Source organism: Pantoea sp. Tr-811 (genome assembly GCF_011752535.1).
In the GTDB taxonomy this organism is placed as follows: domain Bacteria; phylum Pseudomonadota; class Gammaproteobacteria; order Pseudomonadales; family Pseudomonadaceae; genus Aquipseudomonas.
The window spans coordinates 1-23,393 of the sequence record NZ_VWXJ01000003.1 but is presented as its reverse complement, the minus strand read 5'-3'; the positions used below and the strand labels follow the sequence as shown (position 1 = coordinate 23,393).

Sequence of the window (23,393 nt, the reverse complement as noted above, 5' to 3'; positions counted from 1 at the left end):
CATTGCACGTCGGCGCGCCGCCATCCTTTGTAGGAGCGGGCTTGCCCCGCGAAGAGGCCGGAACAGGCAGAAAAAAAGGCCCGAAGGCCTTTTTCCCAATCAACCCCCCAGGTACGCGTCGCGCACCTTCGGGTCGGTCAGCAGCGCCTCACCGGTGCCCTGCATTACCACCCGGCCGTTCTCCAGCACATAGGCCCGGTCGGCGATCTTCAGCGCCTGGTTGGCGTTCTGCTCCACCAGGAACACCGTCACGCCGTCGCGGCGCAGTTGTTCGATGATGTCGAAGATCTGCTGGATGATGATAGGCGCCAGGCCCAGCGACGGCTCGTCGAGCAACAGCAGCTTGGGCTTGCTCATCAGCGCCCGGCCGATGGCCAGCATCTGCTGCTCGCCGCCGGACATGGTGCCGCCGCGCTGGTTGTAGCGCTCCTTGAGCCGTGGGAACAGCTGCAGGACTTTGTCCAGCTGCGCCTGATAGTCGCCCTTGTCGGTGAAGAAACCGCCCATGGCCAGGTTTTCCTCGACGGTCAGGCGGGCGAACACGCGGCGGCCTTCGGGCACGACCGCGATGCTCTTGCGCATGATGTGCGAGGACGGCTGGCCGACCAGCTCTTCACCCAGGTACTTGATGCTGCCGCTGTGCGCCTGAGGCGAGCCGCACAGGGTCATCAGCAAGGTCGACTTGCCGGCACCGTTGGCGCCGATCAGGGTGACGATCTCGCCCTGGTTGATCTCCACGTTGACGCTGTGCAGTGCCTGGATCTTGCCGTAGAAGGTGGAAACGTTCTCGAACTTCAGCATTTACGCTTCCCCCAGGTAGGCTTTGATCACATCAGGGTTGTCGCGAATTTCCTCCGGCGTGCCGTGGGCCAGGGGCGTGCCCTGGTTGATCACGACGATATGGTCGGAAATGCTCATCACCAGCTTCATGTCGTGCTCGATCAGCAGCACGGTGACGTTGTGCGACTCGCGCAGGTAGGCGATCAGCGCCTTGAGGTCTTCGGTTTCCTTCGGGTTCAGGCCAGCGGCCGGTTCGTCGAGCATGATGATGCGCGGCTGGGTCATCATGCAGCGGGCGATTTCCAGGCGGCGCTGCTGGCCGTAGGCGAGGGTGCCGGCGGTGCGGTTGGCGAATTCGGTCAGGTTGACCTTCTCCAGCCAATACTGCGCGCGCTCCATGGCCTCTTTCTCGCTGCGGCGGAAGTTCGGGGTCTTGAACAGGCCGGCGAAGAAGTTGGTGTTCAGGTGACGGTGCTGGGCGATCAGCAGGTTTTCCAGCGCGGTCATTTCCTTGAACAGGCGCACGTTCTGGAAGGTCCGCACCACGCCCTTGCGGGCGATCTGGTGGCCGGCCAGGCCCTGGATCGGCTGGCCGTCGAGCAGGATGGTGCCGCCGCTGGGCTTGTAGAAGCCGGTGAGGCAGTTGAACACCGTGGTCTTGCCGGCGCCGTTCGGGCCGATCAGCGCCACCACTTGTTTTTCCTTGACGGTCAGGGCCACGCCGTTGACCGCCAACAAGCCGCCGAAGCGCATGCTCAGGCCGCTGACTTGCAGAATTTCACGGCTCATCGATGCAGCTCCATGTGGGGGCGTTGCATAGGCAGCAAGCCTTGCGGGCGCCAGATCATCATCAACACCATCAGCGCACCGAACATCAACATGCGGTATTCGCTGAACTCACGCATCAGCTCCGGCAGCAGGATCATCACGATGGCCGCGAGAATCACGCCCAGTTGTGAGCCCATGCCGCCGAGCACGACGATGGCGAGGATGATCGCCGACTCGATGAAGGTGAACGACTCCGGCGTCACCAGGCCCTGGCGCGCAGCGAAGAAGCTGCCGGCGAAACCGGCGAAGCAGGCACCCAGGGTGAAGGCCGAGAGCTTGATCACGGTGGGGTTCAAGCCCAGTGCGCGGCAGGCGATTTCGTCTTCACGCAGCGCTTCCCAGGCACGGCCGATCGGCATGCGCAGCAGGCGGTTGATGACGAACAGTGCCAGCAGCGCCAGCAGCAGGGCCACCAGGTAGAGGAAGATGACCTTGTTGATCGAGTTGTATTCCAGCCCGAAGAACTCGTGGAAGGTCTGCATCCCCTCGGCAGCCTTGCGCTCGAAGGTCAGGCCGAAGAACTCAGGCTTGGGGATGTTGCTGATGCCGTTGGGGCCGCCGGTCCAGTCGGTGAGGTTACGCAGGAACAGGCGGATGATCTCGCCGAAGCCGAGGGTCACGATCGCCAGGTAGTCACCGCGCAGGCGCAGCACCGGGAAGCCGAGTAGGAAGCCGAAGGTGGCGGCCATCAGGCCGGCGATCGGCAGGCACACCCAGAAGCTCCAGCCCAGGTAGTGCGAGAGCATCGCGTAGCTGTAGGCGCCGACGGCATAGAAACCGACGTAGCCCAGGTCCAGCAGGCCGGCCAGGCCCACCACGATGTTCAGGCCCAGGCCCAGCAACACGTAGATCAGGATCAGCGTGGCGATGTCCACCGCACCGCGCGAGCCGAAGAACGGCCACACCAGGGCAGCGACGATCAGGCCAATGATCACGTAGCGTTGGGTTTTCGGCAGGGTCAGGTAGTTGCTCACCGCCGGCGGGATCAACGTGCGGTCCGAGCGACGGCCCATCACCGCGCTCCACTGCTTGTCGAACAGCACGCGCAGGAACATCAGCAGCGAACACACGGCAATGATGCTGAGGGTGAACGAGCCCTGGCTGTGCACCGCCAGGCTGATGCCGTCGATGCTCAGTTTCAGGCCCAGTACCGGGAAGGCCACGGCCCAGACCAGCAAGGCGCTGAAAAACGCCTGTTTGAGATTTCTGTTCATACTTTTTCAACCTCCGGGCGGCCGAGGATGCCGGTCGGCCGGAACAGCAGGACAAGAACCAACAAGCCGAATGCCACCACGTCCTTGTACTGGTCGCCGAAGATGTCGGCGCCGAAGGCTTCGGCCACGCCCAGCACCAGCCCGCCGAGCATGGCGCCCGGGATGCTGCCGATGCCGCCCAGTACCGCCGCGGTGAAGGCCTTCAGGCCCACCAGGAAACCGGCGTTGGGGTTGATGACCCCGTACTGCATGCTCAGCAGCACGGCCGCCACGGCTGCCAGCGCGGCACCGATGACGAAGGTCAGGGCGATGATGTTGTTGGTGTTGATGCCCAGCAGGTTGGCCATCTTGATGTCCTCGGCGCAGGCACGGCAGGCGCGCCCCAGGCGGGAACGGGAGATGAACAGGGTCAGGCAGGTCATGGCCACCAGGGTGACCACGAACACCAGGATCTGCATGTAGCTGATCAGGACTTCCTCGGCACCGCCTGGCCCGAAGGAGAAGGCGCCCGGGATCAGGTTGGGGATGGATTTGTCCTTCGAGTCCTGCGACAGCAGCACGGTGTTCTGCAGGAAAATCGACATGCCGATGGCGGAAATCAGCGGGATCAGGCGGTTGCTGTTGCGCAAGGGGCGGTAGGCAACCCGTTCGATGCTGTAGCCGTAGGCACTGGTAACGCAGATCGTCGCGACGAAGGCGACGGTCATCAGGATCGGCAGCGAATGGATACCCATCATGGCCAGGCCCGCCAGGGCGATGAAGGCCACGTAGGAACCGATCATGTACACCTCGCCGTGGGCGAAGTTGATCATGCCGATGATGCCGTACACCATCGTATAGCCGATGGCGATCAAGGCGTAGGTGCTGCCGATGGTCAATCCATTAACCAGTTGTTGGAAGAAATGGTAGATCTCAGGCATTACAGCGCTCCTAAAAACCTGATTTGCATTTCGCTGGCCGGGGTACGGCCAGGAAACCGCGGGTGACGGTTTTAAGATTTTCAGGTGGGTCGGCCCCCGGATCGCGGGGATCTGGCCCATGAACCTCGTAAAACAAAGCCCACTGCTCGCACAGTGGGCTTTTTACGGTCAGCTATTAGTCACGCAGTTACTGAGGGGAGACTTCGGTCTTTGGCTTGCCGAAGTGCCATTCGTAGACCACGAACTTGAAGTCTTTCAGGTCGCCTTTCTCGTCGAACGACAGCTCGCCGGTCGGGGTCTTGAACTTGCCGGCGTGGATGGCCGCGGCCACCTTGTCGGTGTCTTCGGACTTGGCTGCCTTGATGCCCTGGGCAATCAGCTCCACAGCCGAATAGGCCGGGAACACGAACGGGCCGCTTGGGTCTTTGCCGTCGGCCTTGATCTTGTCGACGATCGCCTTGTTCTCAGGGTCGGCGTCGAAGGACTTCGGCAGGGTCACCAACAGGCCTTCGGAAGCACCCTGGGCGATCTGCGAGATGGAGTCGTTACCCACGCCTTCCGGGCCCATGAACTTGGCTTTCAGGCCTTTTTCCTGGGCTTGGCGCAGGATCAGGCCCAGCTCTGGGTGGTAGCCGCCGTAGTAGACGAAGTCGACGTTGTTCTGCTTGAGTTTCTGGATGACCGAGGAGAAGTCCTTGTCACCGGCGTTCAGGCCTTCGAAGACGGCAACCTTGACGCCTTTCTTCTCCAAGGTTTGCTTGACCGCGGTAGCGATACCTTCACCGTACTGCTGCTTGTCATGCAGTACCGCGACGACCTTGGGCTTGACATGGTCGGCGATGTAGTTGCCGGCCGCTGGGCCCTGGGCGCTGTCCAGGCCGATGGTGCGGAAAATCATCTTGTAGCCACGGGCGGTGATGTCCGGCGAGGTGGCGGCCGGTGTGATCATGATCACGCCCTCGTCTTCGTAGATGTCAGACGCAGGTTGGGTAGAGCTGGAGCACAGATGGCCGATGACGAACTTGACGCCGTCATTGACCACTTTGTTGGCGATGTTCACGGCCTGTTTGGGGTCGCAGGCGTCGTCGTATTCCTTGGCCTCAAGCATCTTGCCATCGACACCGCCAGCGGCGTTGATGTCCTTGATGGCCTGGTTGGCGCCGATGAACTGCATGTCGCCGTACTGGGTCACTGGGCCGGTCTTCGGGCCTGCGATGCCGATCTTGATGGTATCGGCGGCAAACGAATGGCTGGCTACCCCGGCCAGTACCATTGCAGCGAACAGCTTGGAAATCTTGATCATAGTGCTCCACTCATTCTGTTGTAATTCTTATAGTCCTGGCGGCCAGGGCTACAGACCGGGCGGGATTTGCGGCATGGCCACGCCACGCTGCATGCCCACCTTCCCCCGGAACATGTCCCGGAACTGTACCGGTACAGTGTAGAGCGCTGTTCACGCGCTTGAAAAGCGGGCGAAAAGTGCCAACTTCCAGGGTTGTCGCTTGATCGAAAGAAAGATACAGAAAAGCGCCATCACTTTGCCTGCACTCCTGGCCCCACCCCACGTGTTCGGGGCCAATCGACCAAATTACGTATTTGAAACCGGGTTTTTCTGCAAAAATGCCTACCTTTTTTCATTGGCCGAATGTGCGTACAAACCCATGACTGATCAAACAAGCACCCTCTATGCCAAATTGCTGGGTGAGACGGCGACAATCGAGTGGAAAGCGCTGGAGCGTTTCTGGGCCAAGGGTGACCTGATTTGGGTCGACCCGAGCCTGGACCTGATCGCGGTTGCCGAGGCAATGGCCGAGAATCGCAGCGAGATCTTCGCCAAGTGGCGCAGTGATGGCACCGTCGGGCCAGTGACCACCGAGCAGGCATTGGACCTGCAAAGCCGCGACCCAGAGATCTGGGCCGTGGTGGTTTCGCCGTTCATCGTGATCCAGGCCAAGGCCGCAGAATGACTGCGCTTCATTTTGGTGCGTGAAAACGCACAGGCGCCTCATCCTGGTGCTCGATGGCGTTCAGGCGGGGTGGCGGTCGGTAACAATTTGGCGTGGCGGTAACAGTTTACGGGATGCGTAATGGGGTACCTGTAGGCTTTCAGATCATTGCAACCCTGTGGAGTCGTTGATGAGTACTGCATTACCTTCGCTTGGATTCGCCGGCATCGGCCTGATGGGCCTGCCCATGTGCCGTCGCCTGCTGGCGGCGGGCTACCCGCTGACCGTATGGAACCGCAGCCCGGAGAAATGCTCGGCGCTGGTGGCCGAAGGCGCGAAGCTGGCCACCAGCCCCGCCGAATTGAGCCGTGGCTGCGACATGGTGCTGTTGTGCCTGGCCGACACGGCGGTGGTGCGCGAGGTGGTGTTCGGTGAACAGGGCATTGCCCAGGGCGGGCGCAGCGGCCAGCTGTTGGTCGACCTGTCGAGCCTGGAGGCCACCGCCACCCGTGAAATGGCCGCCGAGCTCGCTGCCCTGTGCGGCATGGCCTGGCTGGATGCTCCGGTTTCCGGGGGCACCGCGGGGGCGCAAGCGGGCAGCCTGGCGATCATGGTCGGGGGCGAGGCCAGCGACTTGCAGCGTGCGCGGCCGGTGCTGCTGAGCCTGGGCCAGCGGGTGACGCACATGGGCGGCGTGGGCGCAGGGCAGGTGACCAAGACCTGCAACCAGATGATCGTTGCCTGCAACGCCCTGGTGATTGCCGAAGTGGTGGCCCTGGCCGAGCAGTCCGGGGTCGACGCCACCTTGATCGCCGAGGCCCTGGCGGGCGGCTTTGCCGACTCCAAGCCGTTGCAGATCCTGGCGCCGCAGATGGCCGAGAACCGTTTCGAACCGGTCAAGTGGCACGTGCGCACCCTGCTCAAGGACCTCGATGGCGCGGTTAAGCTGTCCCGCGAGCAAGGCGCGGCTACGCCGCTCAGCGGGCTCGCTGCGCAAATGATGCGCCTGCACGGTAGCCAGGGCTATCTGCAAAAAGATCCGGCGACCCTGGTCGAGCTGTATCGCAACAAGGGCTGAGCACGGCTTCCTGGCGGTCGAGCCGGTCGAGGATCGGCCGCAGGTCGGCCAGGGGCACTGGCCGGCTGAGCAGGTAACCCTGCAGGTAGTCGCAGTGGTTGGCGGCGAGGAATTCGTACTGCTCGGCCGTTTCGACGCCTTCGCTCACCACCTGCAGGTGCAGGGTGTGGGCCATGGCGATGATGGCCTGGACGATTTCCCGGTCCTTCAGGCTGCCGGGCACATCCTGCAGGAAGGTGCGGTCGATCTTCAGCACGTCCAGCGGCAGGCGCTTGAGGTAGGCCAGCGATGAGTAACCGGTGCCGAAGTCATCGATCGACAGCGCCACGCCCTGGCTGCGGATGCGCTTGAGCAGGCAAACCGTGTGCTGGATATCGCCCATCAGCGCATTCTCGGTCACTTCCAGTTCCAGGTGCTGCGGCGCCATGCCGGCGTGACGCAGCGCCATCTCCACCTCGTTGGGCAGCGCATCGTGGCCCAGGGTCACCGCCGAGCAATTGACCGTGACCTTGAGGTTGGCGAACCCGTGGCGCTGCAATTGGGCCAGGTCTTCGCAGGCGTGGCGCAGCACCCACAGGTCGAGGTCGACGATCAGGCCATTGGCCTCGGCGATGCCAATGAAACGGTCGGGCCCGAGCAGGCCGTGCTGGGGGTGTTGCCAGCGCACCAGGGCCTCCAGCTTGGCCACCTGGCCACTGCGCAGGTCGAAGATCGGCTGGTAGTGCACGCGCAGGCCGCGTTCTTCGAGCAGGGCGATGCGCAGTTCTTCTTCCAGTTGCAACTCCAGCGTGGCCCGGCTTTTCAGGCCAGCGTTGAAAAAGTGCAGGCTGTTGCGGCCACTGCCCTTGGACTGGTACAGCGCAAGGTCGGCGTGCTTGAGCAGTTCCTCGGCGCTTTGCCCGTCATCGGGAAACAGGCTGATGCCGATGCTGGTGGTCATCACCATGCGCCGGCCGCCGACGTCGATGGGGTCTTTCATTCGCTGCATGATGCGCTGGGCCAGGTGGCGCGCTTCCTCGGGGTGATGCAGGCTGGTGACCACGCAGAACTCGTCGCCGCCGAAGCGTGCCACCAGGTCCTGGCTGCGGGTGGCGGCCTTGATGTGGTCGGCGATGACCTTGAGCAATTCATCGCCTGCGGCGTGGCCGAGGCTGTCGTTGATGCGTTTGAAATGGTCGATGTCCAGGAACATCACCGCCAGGCGGTTGTGGCTGGGGTCCTGCTCGGCCAGGCGTTCGGCGAACAGCTGGTTGAAGCCGCGGCGATTGACCAGGTTGGTCAGGGCATCGTAGTGCGCCGCCTGTTGCAACGAGGCGCGGGCCTGATCGAGCTGGCTGAGCAGCAGGCCATAGCGGCGCAGGTCGTCTTCCTTGCTTTGCAGCTTCTTGTCGGCCAGTGCGGCGCTGATGCTGCTGCCACTGATCAGCAAGGTGATGAAGGCCACGGTCAGGCCCAGTTGCAGGCTGTTGTCGCCGGAGGGCAGGCGCAGTGCGGTGTCGGCAGGAATCACCAGGGTCATGGCGGCCATGCCGGTGAAGTGGGTGGCGACGATACCGCCTGCCATCAGCAGGCTGGCGCCATATTTCATGGCCTGGTGCCGGGTGCCGCTGCCGTTGCGAAAGTAGCGTGCCAGCAGCAGTGCGGCCAGGCTGGTGAGCAGGGCGATGGCGGCGCTGGCCAGTAGCAGGTTGGTTTGGTAGTACTGTTGGGCGCCGGTTTGCAGCGCCGCCATGCCCACGAAGTGCATCAGCACGATGCCCATGCCGATCAGCAGCGCGCTTTGCAGGTAGTGGTGCGGGCGCATGTAGAGGCGGTCGAGGCTGTTCATCGCAAGCCAGGCCACCAGCAGGGCAATCAGCAGGGACAGGCCGGTCAGCGGCACGTCGTAATGCATCTCCAGCGGGGCCTGGAACGCCAGCATGCTGATGAAGTGCATGGCCCAGATGCCACCGGCCAGGCAGCAGGCGCCCAATGCGCGCCATTGGCGCTGCGCGGCGGGGTGTTCACTGTGGGATTGGCGCTCGGCCATGTCGAGGGTGGCGAAGCAGGCGGCGCTGGCCACCGCAATGGCAATGAGGATCAGCAAGGGCTCGTGGCGGCAGTCGATGACGATACGCCCGTTTACCGGCAGTTGCGCGAACAGTTGCAGTCCCAGCCATTCCATAGCATGCCCTTCACTCGATTTCGCACGATCGAAAGGCAGTATAGGAAGAGGTGTTTAAACCTTCCTGAATAATGGCACTTTGGGTGTAATGATTTGGATATGAGCGTGATAGCCAGTAGCAATATGGCGCTGCCATCACGACCTACGGGTGTTCACTATCCCTGTAGGAGCGACCGCAGGTCGCGAAAAGGGGCGCCATGCGCCCCTTCGGCCGATCACCCTGCCACAAGCACGCGAATCGCTTCCAGGCGCAACGCTGCCTTGTCGAGCATCGCCAGCCCTTCCTCACGCAGTTTGCGCAGCGCCTCGATCTCGCTGTCACGCACGCTCGGGTTCACCGCTTGCAACGCGGTCAGGCGCGCCAGCTCTTCATCGGCCTCGGCGCTCAGGCGGCGCTGGGCTTCGGCCACACGCTCCACGTGGGTGGGCATGACCTTGGCCTCGCCACCACTGATGCGCGTGGCCAGCACGTCGCGCTGGGCCTGGACGAACTTGTTGGCGCTGGCCCGTGGCACGCTTTCGAGCTGGTCGTTGAGGGTTTCGAAGGCCACCCGCGAGGCCAGGTCGTTGCCATTGGCATCGAGCAGGCAGCGCAGCGCCGCCGGTGGCAGGTAACGGCCCAGTTGCAGGCTGCGCGGTGCCACCACTTCGCTGACGAACAGCAGTTCGAGCAACACGGTGCCGGGCTTGAGCGCCTTGTTCTTGATCAGCGCCACGGCGGTGTTGCCCATCGAGCCGGACAGCACCAAGTCCATGCCGCCCTGGACCATCGGGTGTTCCCAGGTCAGGAACTGCATGTCTTCGCGCGACAGTGCCTGGGCGCGGTCGTAGGTGATGGTCACGCCCTCGTCGTCGCCCAGCGGGAAGCTGGCGTCGAGCATCTTCTCGCTTGGCTTGAGGATCAGGGCGTTTTCCGAGTGGTCTTCGCTGTCGATGCCGAACGCATCGAACAGGGTTTCCATGTAGATCGGCAGGGCGAACTGGTCGTCCTGTTCAAGAATCGCCTCGACCAGGGCCTGGCCTTCACCGGCGCCGCCGGAGTTCAGTTCCAGCAGGCGGTCACGGCCGCTGTGCAGCTCGGCTTCCAGGCGCTCGCGCTCGCCACGGGCCTCGGCCACCAGTGCGCTCCAGGCCTTGGCTTCGCTGCCTTCGAGCATCGGCAACAGGCGTGGGCCGAATTGATGCTGCAGGGCGTTGCCGGTCGGGCAGGTATTGAGGAAGGCGTTGAGGCCTTCGTGGTACCACTGGAACAGGCGCTCTTGCGGGCTGTCCTGCAGGTACGGGATGTGCAGTTCGATGGTGTGCTTCTGGCCGATGCGGTCAAGGCGGCCAATACGCTGTTCGAGCAGGTCGGGGTGGGCCGGCAGGTCGAACATCACCAGGTGATGGGCGAACTGGAAGTTGCGGCCCTCGCTGCCGATTTCCGAGCAGATCAGCACCTGGGCGCCGAACTCTTCGTCGGCGAAATAGGCGGCGGCGCGGTCACGTTCGAGGATGCTCATGCCCTCGTGGAACACCGTGGCCGGGATGCCGGAGCGCACGCGCAGGGCGTCTTCCAGGTCCATCGCGGTTTCGGCGTGGGCGCAGATCACCAGCACCTTGGTGCGCTTGAGCATCTTCAGGGTGTCGATCAGCCAGTCGACCCGCGGGTCGAAGCGCCACCAGCGTTCTTCGTCACTGACCTCGTTCTGCGCCTGGAAGGCCACTTCCGGGTACAGCTCGGCACGCTCGCCAGCGGGCAGCGCCTGGTACTGCTCCGGGTTGGCCAGCGGGTAGGGGTGCAGCTGGCGCTCGGGGAAGCCCTGCACGGCGGCGCGGGTGTTGCGGAACAGCACGCGGCCGGTGCCGTGGCGGTCGAGCAGTTCGCGGATCAGGCGGGCGCTGGCCTGGGTGTCGCCGTCATTGACCGCGGCCAGCAGCGCTTCGCCCTCGGCGCCGAGGAAGCCCTGGATGGTGGCGTGGGCCTTGGGCGACAGGCGGCCTTCGTCGAGCAGTTCCTGCACCGCTTCGGCCACCGGGCGATAGTGCTCGCTTTCGGCGCGGAAGGCGGCCAGGTCGTGGAAACGGTTAGGGTCGAGCAGGCGCAGGCGTGCGAAGTGGCTGTCCTGGCCGAGCTGCTCCGGGGTGGCGGTGAGCAGCAATACGCCTGGAATCACCTGGGCCAGTTGTTCGACCAGGCCATATTCGGCGCTGACCTGGTCTTCATGCCAGACCAGGTGGTGGGCTTCGTCGACCACCATCAGGTTCCAGCCGGCGGCGAACAGGGCGTCCTGGGCCTTTTCGTCATCGACCAGCCACTCCAGGGCGACCAGCGCCAGCTGGGCATCCTCGAACGGGTTGCTGGCGTCGCTTTCGATGAAGCGCTCGGCGTCGAACAGCGCCACCTGCAGGTTGAAGCGCCGGCGCATTTCCACCAGCCACTGGTGCTGGAGGTTTTCCGGTACCAGGATCAGTACGCGGCTGGCCCGGCCAGAGAGCAGCTGGCGGTGAATCACCAGGCCCGCTTCGATGGTTTTGCCCAGGCCCACTTCGTCGGCCAGCAATACCCGTGGTGCGCTGCGGTCGGCCACTTCGCGGGCGATGTGCAGCTGGTGGGCGATCGGTTGCGCACGGCAACCACCCAGCCCCCACAGCGACGACTGCATCTGCTTGCTGGTGTGGTGCAGGGTGTTGTAGCGCAGGCTGAACCACGACAGCGGGTCGATCTGCCCGGCGAACAGGCGGTCGCTGGCCAGGCGGAACTGAATGAAGTTCGACAGCTGGGTTTCCGGCAGGGTGCGTGCCTGGTTCTGCCCGTCGAGGCCGTGGTAGACCATCAGCCCGTCGATGTCCTCGACCTCGCGCACGGTGAGTTTCCAGCCTTCGAAATGGGTGATCTGGTCACCTGGCGAGAAACGCACGCGGGTCAAGGGTGCATTGCGCAGGGAATACTGGCGGGTGTCGCCAGTGGCCGGATAGAGCACGGTCAACAGGCGGCCATCCTGCGCCAGGATGGTTCCCAGGCCGAGCTCTGCTTCGCTGTCGCTGATCCAGCGTTGCCCCGGTTGATACTGCTGCGCCATACTGCCTGAACTCCCGCGATGAAAAAGCTGGCTATGGTAACGGATAGGCCGGACGGACCATAGACCAGAAGTCCATCAGTCTAGCTGTTTCATCGCAGATTACCGTCAGGCTGACGAGGGCTACGCAACGATATGCCGCTCAAGCACCGCTGGTTGAACGTCTCCATGGCCATGGGCAGCATGCTGCTGCTGTCCGCCTGTGATCAGAAAAACTTTGAAACCCTGCCGCCCATTCCGGTCGAGCAGCTTGAAGTGCTGGGCGTGCAGACGCCGATCAAGAGCGTGCACTTCCACGACCGCGACGGCGAAGGGCTGCTGGTGCTAAGCCGCAGTGACGGCCAGGCGGTGGATGCCGAGTCCGAGCAGGAAGTCGACAAGGTGGTGCTCAAGGCCACCCTGTACGGGCGCACGTCGGCCAGTGACGCCTTCAAGCCGCGCTGGCAGATCGAGCAGGAAACCACCTGCCCGGGGCTGGACCTGGATGTCGACTTCTACAGTGATGTCAGCGACGTCACCGACCTGAACAAGGACGGTGTCGCCGAAGTGACCGTGGCCAGCCACGCCTTTTGTGGCGGCGGCATCGACCCGCACGACATCGCCATCGAAATGCGCGAAGGGCAGGCCAGCTACACCATCACCGGCCATTCGCTGATTACCCCGGCGGGTGAAGAGCCGATCGGCGGCGACCGGGAAGACAGCGCCTCGTTGAAAAACGCCCCGCAGGTGCTGCGCGATCACCTGGACGCGGTGTGGCAGCAGGTTTACAAGCGGCCCTGGAGCGAAACCAGCCCGCCGCCTGACGACGAACCGGACGACGACGCCCAATAGCGGCTGTCTATACTGGCAGGGCGTGTCCGATGGCGGGCGCGCCTGTTTCCCCTAAAGCTGGCTCAAGGATGGCCGATACAGTAGGCACAGGAGAATTTCCATGTTGCCGCCGATCATTCCGCTCAGTGCCGCCCCCGTGACCTCGCAGCAGGACCCGGTGAAACCGCCACCCGACATCAAGCCGGTGGTGCCGGTACAGCCGTCGTCCAATGAAAGTGCCATCGACCTCAAGCAGCAGCGCGACCCGCAAGAGCAGGCCTTGTTGCTGCGAGAAGAACAGCGTCGCCAGCGCCAGCGGCGCAACGGCAAGGGCGATGCCGAGCGCTACAGCGCCGTGCCGGGTGATGAAGTCAATGCTGACAATACCGTGCCGGTGGCGCCCCTGATGGGCGAGCACCCGCGCCAGGGCCTGCTGGTGGATATCGAAGTCTGACGCGGGGCTGGTCACGGCCGGCCCCTGGCTTCATCATGCAGCTCTCTGTTGATCGTCGAGCCCACCCATGAGCCAAGACAACCTCATCGATTTCGATGCCGAGCGCGCCAAGCGCATCCATGACCTCAAGGAAAAGCGCCTGAACGAAGTGCGCCAGGCCTTCGAGCAGGCCATGCCGCTGGCCACGGCGAAGAAGAAAAAGCCCAAGGGCAAGCCCAAGAAGCGCTGAAACTTGACGCAGGTCAACCCTGCGCCCGCCTCGCGTGCCCGGTCCCGGGCACCATTGATCCCGGTCAATTTTCCCCGCCCTCGAATTCGTTACCTTGCATCCATCGGACAACGGCGAACGAATCGGGAGGCCAGCATGTTCTTCGACAATGTGGTTATCGCGGGTGTGGTAACGGTCGGGTTGATGTTCGCATTCTTTGCCGGTCTGGGCATTTTCATCTGGAAGGACTCGCACAAGCGCAAGCCGCGCTGACCTTTCGGGTACACGAGCACGCAAGGCATTTAGGGCGACTTCGGTCGCCTATTTTTTTGCCTGAATGATTTGCAGGGCTGTGCCGGCCCTTTCGCGGGGCAAGCCCGCTCCTACAGGGATCGCGAGTGCCGGGGATCACGCGATCCCTGTAGGAGCGGGCTTGCCCCGCGAAAAGGCCATAGATGATTAGCTAGCTAATTATTCGTCCCCGCATTATCCTCCCCCAGGTTGTCTATCGTTTAACTAACCCTCCACCCGCAAGCGCAAGGTCCGATTCGTGCCCATCACCTTCCAGGCCCTGTTCGCACCCAGCAGCCCAGCCCTGAAGTTCGCCATCAAGACCGTGCTCGGCGGCGGCCTGGCGTTGTGGCTGGCCATGCGCTGGGGGTTGGAGCAGCCATCGTGGGCGTTGATGACCGCGTTCATCGTGGCCCAGCCGCTGTCGGGCATGGTGGTGCAGAAGGGCCTGGCGCGGCTGGCCGGCACCCTGGTCGGCACCTTCATGTCGGTGGTGTTCATCGGCCTGTTCGCCCAAACGCCTTGGCTGTTCCTGATAACCCTGGCGCTGTGGCTGGCCCTGTGCACGGCGGCCTCGACCCAACTGCGCAGTGCCTGGGCCTATGCCTTCGTGCTGGCCGGTTACACCGCCGCGATCATCGCCCTGCCATCGATCGACCACCCCCTGAACGTGTTCGACCAGGCGGTGGCCCGGTGCACCGAAATCAGCCTGGGCATCTGCTGCGCCACGGCCACCAGCGCCTTGCTCTGGCCCATGCGCGTGGAGCAGCAACTGGCCGGGCAGGCGCGCCAGGCCTGGCAGAACGGGCTACAGGCAGCCAGCGCCATGCTCGCCGGCGAGGACGAGGCGCGCAAAGGCCTGCTCGATAGCCTGGGGCGTATCGTCGCCATCGATACCCAGCGCGAGCACGCCTGGTTCGAAGGCCCGCGCGGGCGCCTGCGGGCCAAGGCCATCAGCAGCCTGAGCCAGCAACTGATGGTACTGCTGCGTATTTCGCGGTCGGTGCGCCGGCAATGGCGGCAACTGGACCCACAGCAGGCCGCGCGCCTGGCGCCGTGGCTGGACGATGTGCGCGCGCAACTGGCCAGCCCCGATTCGGCCAGCCTGCTGGTGCTGCGCCAGCGCATCTGGGACGCCGCCCAGGCCGAGCACATCAGCTCTGCCGAGCATTACTGCCTGGCCCGCATGGCCCTGCTGCTCGATTACGCCATGGCCGCGACCCAGGCCATGGACGCCGTGGAGGCGGGCAGGGCGCCCCGGGATACCGCCCAGGGCCTGGCGGTGCACCGGGACTGGTCGTTGGCGTTGCTGTTCGGTTCCCGCAGCGCGTTGGCCTTCCTGGTGATGAGCAGCTTCTGGCTGGCCACTGCCTGGCCCTCGGCGCCCGGCGGCCTGGTGCTGACCTGCGTGGTCTGCAGCCTGTTCGCCAGCCGTGAGAACGGCGCGCAGATCGGCCTGAGCTTTCTGCGCGGGATTTTCCTGGCGATTCCGGCGGCGTTCCTGGTGGGGCAGATCATCCTGCCGCAATGGAGCAGCTTCGCCTTGCTCTGCCTGGGCATGGGCGTGCCTCTGTTTCTCGGCGCCCTGGGCATGGCCCACCCGCGCACCGGGGCCACGGCGACGTCCTACTGCCTGCATTTCATCGTGCTGGTGGCACCGCTGAACCACATGAGTTTCGGCGTTGCCAGCATGCTCAACAGCGCCTTGGCCATGCTGATGGGCGTGGGCGCGGCGGTGTTGGCGTTCAGGCTGCTGGTGTTCCGCCACCCGGCCTGGCTGGGCCGGCGCCTGCGGGCAGCAACCATGGGCGACCTGGTGCGGCTTACCCGGCGCGACCTGCGCGGCGCCGACAGTTGGTTTGGCGGGCGCATGGCCGACCGCCTGATGCAGTTGGCGCGCCATGCCAGTGAATTGCCGGCCACCGAACGCAAGCGCTGGGACGATGGCCTGCACAGCCTGGACATCGGTGACGAGCTGGTACACCTGCGCATGTGCCTGGCCGTGGCCCAGGCGCCGCTGGGCGGTGCCGAGCGGGATTTCCTGCAGCAGGTGGAAGCGGTGCTGGCCAAGGGCCCGGCGGTTGGCCGCGAGCAGCGCCTGGACGGCGCCAGCGAGCAGTTCCTGGCCGCCTTGCAGCGCCAGCCGGCCAGCGACCCGTTGCGCCTGGCCCAGGGCGCGGTACTGCAATTGCGCAAGAGTTGGGGCAAATGGTGCCGTGCCCAGGAGGATGCCCATGGGGCTGCGTGAATGGGCGCTGGGCGGTGTGCTGCTCAGCCCGTTTCTGATTTATGTACTGATGGCGCTGGCGCTCACCGGGGTGTTGCGCCTGTTGGTGCAAGCCACCCCCCTGGGGCGCTGGATCTGGCATGAGGCGCTGTTCGATGCGGCGCTGTTCGTGTGTGTGCTGTACCTGGTGGTTCGCCTGCTGGGGCCTTTGTAAGGAGTGATTCGATGCGTGCCGTGGTGCGTACCCTGGTGACCCTGTGTGTGGTCGCCCTTGCCGTTCTGGCCGGCTATGAACTCTGGCGCTACTACATGCTCACGCCCTGGACGCGCGATGCGCGGGTACGCGCCGATGTGGTGGTGATTGCCCCGGACGTGTCGGGCTGGGTGCGCGAGCTCAAGGTGCAGGACAACCAGCCGGTCAAGGCGGGCGACCTGTTGATGAGTATCGACCGCGAGCGCTTCCAGGCGGCCTTCGACCAAGCCAGTGCGGTGGCCGAAACCCGCGCCCAGCAGCTGCACCTGCGCGAGCGTGAAGCCGCCCGGCGCACGGCCCTTGGGCCGGAGGCGATCAGCGCCGAGCTGCGCGAGAATGCCCAGATCAACGCCGCCATCGCCCGTGGCGACCTGCACGAGGCCGAGGCGCAGTTGCAGGTGGCCAAGATCAACCTGGCCCGCAGCGAGGTCCGCGCGCCGCGCAACGGCCATATCACCAACCTGCGCCTGGCCCAGGGCAACTACGTCAATACTGGGCAGTCGGTGATGGCCCTGGTGGACGATTCGACCTTCTATATCCAGGCCTACTTCGAGGAAACCAAGCTGCCGCGCATCCGCGTGGGTGATTCGGTGAAGGTCTGGCTGATGGGGGCGGGCGAACCGATGCAGGGGCATGTCGAGAGCATCAGCCGCGGCATCACCGACAGCAACAGCAACCCGGATGGCCAACTGTTGCCGGTGGTGGAGCCGACCTTCAACTGGGTGCGGCTGGCCCAGCGCATACCGGTGCGCATCCGCCTGGACCAGATTCCCGAGGGCATGACCCTGAGTGCAGGGATGACGGCCAGCGTGCAGGTGCATGAGGACCAATGAGGTGGCGGCCTGTGGGCGCGAGCAACAGGCCCTACAGGAACATCCCGCCAGAAACCTCCAGCCGCTGCCCGGTAATCCAGCCATTACCCTCATCCAGCAACAGGGCAATCGCTGCGCCGATGTCGTCCGGCAACCCGGCCCGCCCCAGGGCGGTATTGCTGGCGACGAAGGCATTGAGCTGGCGATTGTCACGCACGGCACCACCACCAAAGTCGGTTTCGATCGCCCCAGGTGCCAGGATGTTCACCCGAATTCCCCGCGCACCGAGTTCCTTGGCCTGGTAGCGGGTTAGCACCTCCATGGCGCCCTTCATCGCCGCATAGGCGGCGTACCCCGGCAGCGAGAACCGGGCAAGCCCGGAGGAGATGTTGACGATCCGCCCGCCATCGACCAGCAGTGGCAGCAGGTACTGGGTAAGGAAGAACGGCCCTTTGAACTGGATGTTCACCAACTGGTCGAACTGCGCCTCGCTGGTTTCGCTGAAGGGGGCATGCAGGCCGATACCGGCGTTGTTCACCAGAAAGTCAAAGTCTTTGCGGCCGAATTGCTGCTGCAGGGTGTTCCCCAAGCGTTCGGCAAAGCCGCCGAAGCTGCTGCTGTCACTGACATCGAGCTGAAGCATGGCGGCGTTCGCCCCGGCCTGTTGCAGTTGGCCGGCCACCGCCTGGGCCTCGTCGGCCTTGCTGTGGTAGGTGCCGATGATGTCGATGCCGCGGGCGGCCAGGTGCTCGGCAGCATTGCGGCCCAGGCCGCGGCTGGCGCCGGTGATCAGTGCAATCTTGCGGGTCATGGCGATATCCCTCATGGGTGGCTGTTGAGGCACAGGTTATTGGTCGCCATGGGGCTGTTAAATCCAGCCAAACCGGAAATACTGTTCCTTTAAACCGAACAATTGGGCGGCTGATGAACAAGCTTGAGCTGTTGCGTACCTTCGTTCGTGTCAGCGAGGTGAGCAGTTTTACCGTGGCGGCCGACAGCCTGGGCCTGCCGCGCTCAACGGTGTCCGAGCAGGTGAGGGCGCTGGAGCAGCTGCTTGGCACGCGCCTGTTCAACCGCACCACGCGGCGCGTTCAGGCCACCCAGGACGGGGCGTTGCTGTATGAACGCAGCAAGGACCTGCTGTCGGGCATGGACGAGATCGAGAGCCTGTTCCGCGCCGACGACGTCGAACTGACCGGCTGCCTGCGAGTGGACATGCCAACGATGATGGCCCGGCGCGTGATCATTCCAGCCCTGCCGCAGTTTCTTGAGCGCTTCCCGCGGCTGGAGGTGGAAATCAGCTGCACCGACCGCCAGGTCGACCTGCTGCGCGAGGGCTTCGACTGCGTGATGCGTATCGGTGCGCTCAGCGACCTGGACGTGGTGGCCCGGCCAGTGGGCCAACTGAGCATGCGCAACTTCGCAAGCCCGGGCTACCTGGCCCGCCACGGTGTGCCACTGGCCCTGGCGGACCTGGCCGAACACCGGCTGGTGCATTACGTGCGTAACCTGGGCGCACGCAGCGCCGGTTTCGAATACCAGCTCGATGGCCAGGTTCACTACCAGGCCATGGCCGGTGTGGTCACGGTGAACAATGCCGAGGCGTACTCGGCGGCCTGCCTTGCCGGGCTCGGGCTGATCCAGGCGCCGGCGGTGGGCGCGGCGGAGCACATTGCCCGGGGCGAACTGGTCAGCGTGCTGGACGCCTGGCAGGCGCCGGCCATGCCGGTGTCGTTGCTGTATGCCCGGCAACGCCATGTGCCGCGCCGGGTGCAGGCGTTCATGAACTGGCTGGCGGCATTGCTGGCTCCACAGGTCGACCGGCTGGCCGGTGAGGAAAAACCTTGGCTAAGCGAAGGCCATCTGCGCTAGGCTGGCACCGTGCATCGCCCATCAGAGGCGAGCGTTACCTGCCTGGCGTGCGTCACTTCCATTGAATTGCGAGGTTACGTCATGGCCATCACTTCCCAGGACATCTGCAGCGCCGCCGACCGGCTAAAAGGCTTTGTCGGTTTTCATGGCAAGCGCGGTGTTCATATCGTGCGGTTTTCCGAGGACGCGTTCGGCATGGACGTGGCGGATGACAGCATCACCCCATGCAACGAGTTCGTCTGGCGGCCCGAGCAGGGCGCGCGCATGGCGCTGTGCAGGGCGCGGCTGGGGCTGTTGCTGGAGCAGCATGTGGATGACCGGTTGAACATCGGTGAGCCGCTGCGCATTTACCTGCGCCGGGAGGATCTGCCGGAAATCGTCGCCGAACGTTCGTTGCGCTGAACCTGTGCCGGCCCTTTCGCGGGGCAAGCCCGCTCCTACAGGGTTATCAACGGCCTGTAGGAGCGGGCTTGCCCCGCGAAAGGGCCACCCCAGGCCCCGGCTGGCATTGCCCAGCCCGGCAATCGACATTCTTCTGTTCAAGTCGACCTTGCCTGCCAGGTGCTCATAGGCGGCGTCCCACACGGCGTCGCTGGACAGGAACTGGCGCGAGGCCAGCAGCCGCTGTTCCAGGGCCTGGGTGGCGTGGAAGGCGCTGCGCTGCTGTTCCTGCTGGTCGAGGGTGCTGGCAATGTTGAACAGGGCACCAAGGGTGACAAGGCAAGCCAGGCCAAACACGGCGCAGAAGCCGACAATCAAGCGGCGGACGGGTAGACGAGGGGTAGGGCTGGCGGTCCTGGCCATACGCGAGCGGCTCCGTGCTGACTGCAGTCCCTCGCCGAGTGGTCAGCCTAGGGATTCAATCAGGATAGGCCAGGCGCAGCGTAGTGACCTCGCCAGCGGCGAAATTGACCTGATCGCGGCCACGGCGCTTGGCGCTGTAGAGTGCCTGGTCGGCCTGCTCCAGCCAGTGTTCGGGCGACTGCAGCTGCGGTTGGAAGGCCGACAGGCCGATGCTCAGGCTGATGCGCAGGTGTGGCAGTTGCGGGTTGCGGTAACTGCCGACCCGCTCGCGCAGGCGCTCCATGGCCTGGCAGGCTTGGTCTTCGCGGGTGCCGGGCAGGATCACGCAGAACTCGTCGCCCCCATAGCGCCCGGCCTGGTCGCCCTCGCGCAGGTTGCGCTTGAGCTCTTCGCTGAGCTGGCGCAGTACGCAGTCGCCTACCACGTGGCCGAAAGTGTCGTTGATGGTCTTGAAGTGGTCGATGTCGATCAGGGCGATCACCGCTGCCTGCTGTTGCTGCTGGCAGGCCTGGAAGCGCAGCAGCAGCAAGTCTTTCCACGCGCCGTGGTTGAGCAGGCCGGTCAGGCTGTCGGTGAGGGTCAGGGCGCTGAGGCGGCGTTTGTGTTCGGCGAGCTTGATCGCCAGGCGAAAGCACACCCAGCCCAGGGCCAGCGGGTACAGCGTGAGCATGGGCAGGCAGGCGTACACCTGCAGTTGCGAGGTGTTCAATTGCAGGCCAGTGCCCAGCATCAGGCTGGCCAGCAGCATACCGGCCACCTGCGCCGCGGCGCCACGCAGCACCAGGCGCCGGCCACCGGCAGCTACATTGTTCATGGTCATCATCGACAGCACGGTGACGGTGGGCAGCGGGTTGAAATGCATCGCCGCCGTCCAGAAGCCGCCCATCAGCGAGTCCAGCACCAGGTTGCGTTGTTCGGCCTGGTACGGCAGCGGAGCACGCAGCGCCCATTGGTAGGCCACATGGGGCCAGAGCAGGCCGTTGAACAGCAGCAGCACCCAGGCCCACAGCGGCAGCGACAGCGGCGCAACGGCGGCGGCCACGCTGATCAGGCCGATTCCCAGGCCAATGATGCGCGGTATATAGATACGTTTGACGAAGGAAAGGCCCTTGCCGGTGCGGTTGTCCATCATGGTCGTCGTTCTTCTGCCTTGGCGCCGTTTATCGCATAACTTGCGTGAATATTGTTGAACAGTGTTTCATCTTGGAAAAATGACCTTACAAGCCAATTCACGGTTGGTGCGATCACTGTGGGGTAACATGAAGGCTTTCCTCTTGCTTGGAGTGCTGCTGATCATGGCTCCCATGGCTAACCCTGCCGGCGAATCGGCGCCACAGCGCGATGGACGTTTTCACAACCAGGCCAGCCTGCCCCAGGACGGCGTGCTGAAGAAGCTGCGCATCGGCCTGAAGTACCTGTTCCTGCGCAAGCCGCCAGAAACCCGGCCGGCCACGGCCATCAGCGTGCAACCGATGGCCCGCCAGCAGGTGCTCGATGCACCGGACCACAGCCTATGGCGCCTGGGCCATTCCACGGTACTGCTCAAGCTGCGCGGGCGCTACTTCATTACCGACCCGGTGTTCGCCGAGCGCGCCTCGCCCGTGCAATGGGCCGGGCCCCAGCGTTTCCATGCGCCACCCCTTGGGCTGGATGAACTGCCGCCGCTGGCGGCGGTGATTCTATCCCACGATCATTTCGATCATTTGGACGAGCAGGCCATTCGCCACCTGGCCACGCGTGCCGAGCGCTTCCTGGCGCCGCTTGGGGTGGGCGACCTGCTGATCGACTGGGGCGTGCCATCGGCCAACGTCACCCAGCTGGACTGGTGGCAGGAGGCAGAAGTGGGGGGGGTGCGCTTCGTCGCCACCCCGGGCCAGCACTTCTCCGGGCGCGGGTTGTTCGACAGCAACCGCACGCTTTGGGCGTCCTGGGTGATGATCGATGACCAGACCCGGGTGTTCTTCAGCGGCGATACCGGTTACTTCGAAGGCTTTCGCCAGATTGGCGAGCGTTTCGGGCCGTTCGACCTCACCCTGATCGAAACGGGGGCCTACAACGTGGCCTGGCCCAACGTGCACATGCAACCCGAGCAGAGTCTGCAGGCGCACCTGGATTTGCGCGGGCGCTGGATGCTGCCGATCCATAACGGCACCTTCGACCTGTCGACCCATACCTGGCAGGAGCCGTTCGAGCGCATCGTCGCGTTGGCGGCGGCGGCCCAGGTTCGCTTGAGCACACCGCAGATGGGCGAGCGCGTCAGCATCGACTCACCCCACGAGGGCCAGAACTGGTGGCAGCCTCGGCCGCTCAGGGAGCGGGGCAGGGCGGCCGAGCGTGCGGTAACGGCGCGCTGAGGTTCAAGGCTGCTGTTTGTCGTCACCTTTCAATAGTTGCGACGGCGGCTTGCCGCTGTCGCTGCGTACTTGGGCGTGGCTGATCAGGGCGAAGATGAAGCTGCCGCCGATGATGTTGCCGGCCAGGGTGGGCAGGGCGAATTGCAGCCAGAAGCTGCGCCAGGTTTCTTCGCCGGCCCAGACCAGGTAAGACACTTCCACCGAGCCGACGACGATATGGGTGAAGTCGCCCAGCGCCATCAGGTAGGTGATCATCAGGATGATCCAGATCTTGGCATGCTCCATGGACGGGATCATCCACACCATGGTGGCGATCATCCAGCCCGAGACAATGCCTTTGGCGAACATCTGGCTGATGTCGTTCTTCATGACCTTGCGCCCGACTTCAAGGAAGGCCACGTCGGTTTTGCCATCGAAGATCGGCAGCTCAAGCATTACCCAGGCCACCAGCAGGGTGCCAGCCAGGTTGCCGAACAGCACTACGCCCCACAGCCGCAGTAGCCGCCCGAGGTTGGCCAGGGTTGGCGTGGTCATGACCGGCAGCACGGCAGTCAGGGTGTTTTCAGTAAACAGTTGCTGGCGCGCCAGGATCACGGCAAGAAAGCCTGCGCTGTAACCGATGCTGGCGATGACCTGGGCGCTGTCGCCTTGTGGCAGGCGGGCATAGAACAGCCCCATGGCCATCAACGAAAGGCCCATGGTCAGGCCCGCCGCCAAGGCCGACCACCACAGGGCGGCGAGCGTTCGTTCCAGTTCCTGGTCGCCCTGGTAACGAATGATCTCGTGCAGTACCGCTGCCCGAGGGGGCTGGTTGTGGCTGACCTCCTTCTCCTCGGCTGCAGACAGGCCGGGGGTTTTCTCGCTCTGGGCATCGCTCATGGCCGCTTCGCTCCGCGGGTGGTTTCTCTACAGAGCAAAGGTTCATGCATTTAGTTGCCAAAGTGGCCCTGGATGAAGATTGAAAGTTTTTTCAGATCAGGGTGTTGACTCTGATTTCAAAGCGCGTATTATTCGCCTCCTCGCAGCGTTGAACGCAACGAGGCAAGCGGTAAGTTGTTGAAGTTGAACGCTTTTGAAAGAAAGCAGCTTCGAAAAAACTTCAAAATAAACGCTTGACAGCAAATAAGGAAAGCGTAGAATGCGCGCCTCGGTTGAGACGAAAAGCTCTTAACCAAACGCTCTTTAACAAATTGAATCAAGCAATTCGTGTGGGTGCTTGTGAGTACGGACTGATAGTCAAAAAGATTATCAGCATCACAAGTGGCCATGCGAGAAATCACATAGTCATTTGAGATTGCTGAGCCAAGTTTAGGGTTTCT

24 protein-coding genes are annotated in these 23,393 nt (G+C 63.8%); 13 read left to right on the top strand and 11 right to left on the bottom strand.

The window, feature by feature from the left end; translation table 11 throughout:
• Positions 1 to 99: 99 nt before the first annotated feature.
• The 5 genes from F3J44_RS05080 to F3J44_RS05060 form a co-directional block, all read right to left on the bottom strand.
• The gene (locus tag F3J44_RS05080) at positions 100 to 801 is read right to left on the bottom strand and encodes an ABC transporter ATP-binding protein (RefSeq protein ID WP_054899483.1); all 702 of its coding nucleotides are present in this window, start codon (positions 799 to 801) and stop codon (positions 100 to 102) included.
• On the bottom strand, positions 802 to 1,569 hold the full coding sequence (gene livG, locus F3J44_RS05075) for a high-affinity branched-chain amino acid ABC transporter ATP-binding protein LivG (RefSeq protein ID WP_008097486.1): 768 nt from the start codon (positions 1,567 to 1,569) through the stop codon (positions 802 to 804). It abuts the gene before it with no gap.
• Positions 1,566 to 2,822: a high-affinity branched-chain amino acid ABC transporter permease LivM gene (locus F3J44_RS05070; RefSeq protein WP_167270950.1), complete on the bottom strand. Its 1,257-nt coding sequence runs from the start codon at positions 2,820 to 2,822 to the stop codon at positions 1,566 to 1,568. The genes livG and F3J44_RS05070 overlap by 4 nt, the downstream gene beginning before the upstream one ends.
• Positions 2,819 to 3,742: a high-affinity branched-chain amino acid ABC transporter permease LivH gene (livH, locus tag F3J44_RS05065; protein ID WP_167070573.1), complete on the bottom strand. Its 924-nt coding sequence runs from the start codon at positions 3,740 to 3,742 to the stop codon at positions 2,819 to 2,821. The genes F3J44_RS05070 and livH overlap by 4 nt, the downstream gene beginning before the upstream one ends.
• Before the next feature lie 187 nt (positions 3,743 to 3,929).
• Positions 3,930 to 5,042, bottom strand: coding sequence for a branched-chain amino acid ABC transporter substrate-binding protein (locus F3J44_RS05060; protein WP_370526710.1), 1,113 nt, complete (start codon positions 5,040 to 5,042; stop codon positions 3,930 to 3,932).
• A 361-nt stretch (positions 5,043 to 5,403) separates the two neighbouring features.
• On the opposite strand from F3J44_RS05060, the gene F3J44_RS05055 reads away from it, so the two are divergent.
• Both F3J44_RS05055 and F3J44_RS05050 read left to right on the top strand, forming a co-directional pair.
• Positions 5,404 to 5,709, top strand: coding sequence for a DUF2288 domain-containing protein (locus F3J44_RS05055; RefSeq protein ID WP_167070575.1), 306 nt, complete (start codon positions 5,404 to 5,406; stop codon positions 5,707 to 5,709).
• 169 nt (positions 5,710 to 5,878) lie between these two features.
• Positions 5,879 to 6,766, top strand: a complete 888-nt coding sequence (locus tag F3J44_RS05050) for an NAD(P)-dependent oxidoreductase (RefSeq protein WP_167270946.1) — start codon at positions 5,879 to 5,881, stop codon at positions 6,764 to 6,766.
• Here F3J44_RS05050 and F3J44_RS05045 read toward each other — a convergent pair.
• Both F3J44_RS05045 and rapA read right to left on the bottom strand, forming a co-directional pair.
• Positions 6,666 to 8,930, bottom strand: coding sequence for a bifunctional diguanylate cyclase/phosphodiesterase (locus tag F3J44_RS05045; protein WP_167270944.1), 2,265 nt, complete (start codon positions 8,928 to 8,930; stop codon positions 6,666 to 6,668). The genes F3J44_RS05050 and F3J44_RS05045 overlap by 101 nt on opposite strands.
• Positions 8,931 to 9,145: 215 nt before the next feature.
• Positions 9,146 to 11,992: an RNA polymerase-associated protein RapA gene (rapA, locus tag F3J44_RS05040; protein WP_167270942.1), complete on the bottom strand. Its 2,847-nt coding sequence runs from the start codon at positions 11,990 to 11,992 to the stop codon at positions 9,146 to 9,148.
• Positions 11,993 to 12,124: 132 nt separating this feature from the next.
• Between rapA and F3J44_RS05035 the strand changes: the two genes are divergently transcribed.
• The 7 genes from F3J44_RS05035 to F3J44_RS05010 all read left to right on the top strand — a co-directional run bounded on the left by F3J44_RS05035 (position 12,125) and on the right by F3J44_RS05010 (position 17,065).
• Positions 12,125 to 12,820, top strand: a complete 696-nt coding sequence (locus tag F3J44_RS05035; protein WP_167270940.1) for a M949_RS01915 family surface polysaccharide biosynthesis protein — start codon at positions 12,125 to 12,127, stop codon at positions 12,818 to 12,820.
• A gap of 100 nt (positions 12,821 to 12,920) precedes the next feature.
• Positions 12,921 to 13,253: an aspartate-semialdehyde dehydrogenase gene (locus tag F3J44_RS05030; protein ID WP_167070579.1), complete on the top strand. Its 333-nt coding sequence runs from the start codon at positions 12,921 to 12,923 to the stop codon at positions 13,251 to 13,253.
• Positions 13,254 to 13,320: 67 nt separating this feature from the next.
• Positions 13,321 to 13,482: a hypothetical protein gene (locus F3J44_RS05025; RefSeq protein WP_165837386.1), complete on the top strand. Its 162-nt coding sequence runs from the start codon at positions 13,321 to 13,323 to the stop codon at positions 13,480 to 13,482.
• A 135-nt stretch (positions 13,483 to 13,617) separates the two neighbouring features.
• A complete protein-coding gene (gene ccoM / locus F3J44_RS30210) occupies positions 13,618 to 13,734 on the top strand; it encodes a cytochrome c oxidase subunit CcoM (protein ID WP_027918924.1) in 117 nt (38 codons plus the stop codon).
• Positions 13,735 to 14,011: 277 nt separating this feature from the next.
• Positions 14,012 to 16,000, top strand: coding sequence for an FUSC family protein (locus F3J44_RS05020; RefSeq protein WP_167270938.1), 1,989 nt, complete (start codon positions 14,012 to 14,014; stop codon positions 15,998 to 16,000).
• Positions 15,987 to 16,193 carry a DUF1656 domain-containing protein gene (locus tag F3J44_RS05015; protein ID WP_167070581.1) on the top strand — a complete coding sequence of 69 codons (207 nt, stop codon included), beginning with the start codon at positions 15,987 to 15,989 and terminating at the stop codon, positions 16,191 to 16,193. The genes F3J44_RS05020 and F3J44_RS05015 overlap by 14 nt, the downstream gene beginning before the upstream one ends.
• 11 nt (positions 16,194 to 16,204) lie before the next feature.
• On the top strand, positions 16,205 to 17,065 hold the full coding sequence (locus F3J44_RS05010) for an HlyD family secretion protein (protein WP_167270935.1): 861 nt from the start codon (positions 16,205 to 16,207) through the stop codon (positions 17,063 to 17,065).
• Positions 17,066 to 17,096: 31 nt separating this feature from the next.
• Here F3J44_RS05010 and F3J44_RS05005 read toward each other — a convergent pair whose 3' ends face one another.
• Positions 17,097 to 17,855 (bottom strand): SDR family NAD(P)-dependent oxidoreductase, encoded by a 759-nt coding sequence (locus tag F3J44_RS05005; RefSeq protein WP_167270933.1) that lies wholly within the window; start codon positions 17,853 to 17,855, stop codon positions 17,097 to 17,099.
• Positions 17,856 to 17,968: 113 nt separating this feature from the next.
• On the opposite strand from F3J44_RS05005, the gene F3J44_RS05000 reads away from it, so the two are divergent.
• The 3 genes from F3J44_RS05000 to F3J44_RS29565 all read left to right on the top strand — a co-directional run bounded on the left by F3J44_RS05000 (position 17,969) and on the right by F3J44_RS29565 (position 19,690).
• A complete protein-coding gene (locus tag F3J44_RS05000) occupies positions 17,969 to 18,916 on the top strand; it encodes a LysR family transcriptional regulator (RefSeq protein WP_167270931.1) in 948 nt (315 codons plus the stop codon).
• An 81-nt stretch (positions 18,917 to 18,997) separates the two neighbouring features.
• Complete coding sequence (locus F3J44_RS04995; RefSeq protein ID WP_167070585.1) at positions 18,998 to 19,318, top strand: DUF2025 family protein; 321 nt, start codon at positions 18,998 to 19,000, stop codon at positions 19,316 to 19,318.
• Between the two features lie 159 nt (positions 19,319 to 19,477).
• Entirely contained in the window at positions 19,478 to 19,690 is a 213-nt protein-coding gene (locus F3J44_RS29565) for a hypothetical protein (protein WP_205299701.1), read from the top strand.
• Positions 19,691 to 19,775: 85 nt separating this feature from the next.
• Here F3J44_RS29565 and F3J44_RS04985 read toward each other — a convergent pair whose 3' ends face one another.
• Positions 19,776 to 20,852, bottom strand: coding sequence for a diguanylate cyclase (locus F3J44_RS04985; RefSeq protein ID WP_205299700.1), 1,077 nt, complete (start codon positions 20,850 to 20,852; stop codon positions 19,776 to 19,778).
• A 127-nt stretch (positions 20,853 to 20,979) separates the two neighbouring features.
• On the opposite strand from F3J44_RS04985, the gene F3J44_RS04980 reads away from it, so the two are divergent.
• Complete coding sequence (locus F3J44_RS04980) at positions 20,980 to 22,074, top strand: MBL fold metallo-hydrolase (RefSeq protein ID WP_167270929.1); 1,095 nt, start codon at positions 20,980 to 20,982, stop codon at positions 22,072 to 22,074.
• A gap of 3 nt (positions 22,075 to 22,077) precedes the next feature.
• Here F3J44_RS04980 and F3J44_RS04975 read toward each other — a convergent pair whose 3' ends face one another.
• Both F3J44_RS04975 and F3J44_RS29560 read right to left on the bottom strand, forming a co-directional pair.
• Positions 22,078 to 22,953 carry a formate/nitrite transporter family protein gene (locus F3J44_RS04975; RefSeq protein WP_167270927.1) on the bottom strand — a complete coding sequence of 292 codons (876 nt, stop codon included), beginning with the start codon at positions 22,951 to 22,953 and terminating at the stop codon, positions 22,078 to 22,080.
• A 128-nt stretch (positions 22,954 to 23,081) separates the two neighbouring features.
• Positions 23,082 to 23,393: hypothetical protein (locus F3J44_RS29560; protein ID WP_205299699.1), on the bottom strand; the 312-nt coding region annotated here is incomplete at its 5' end.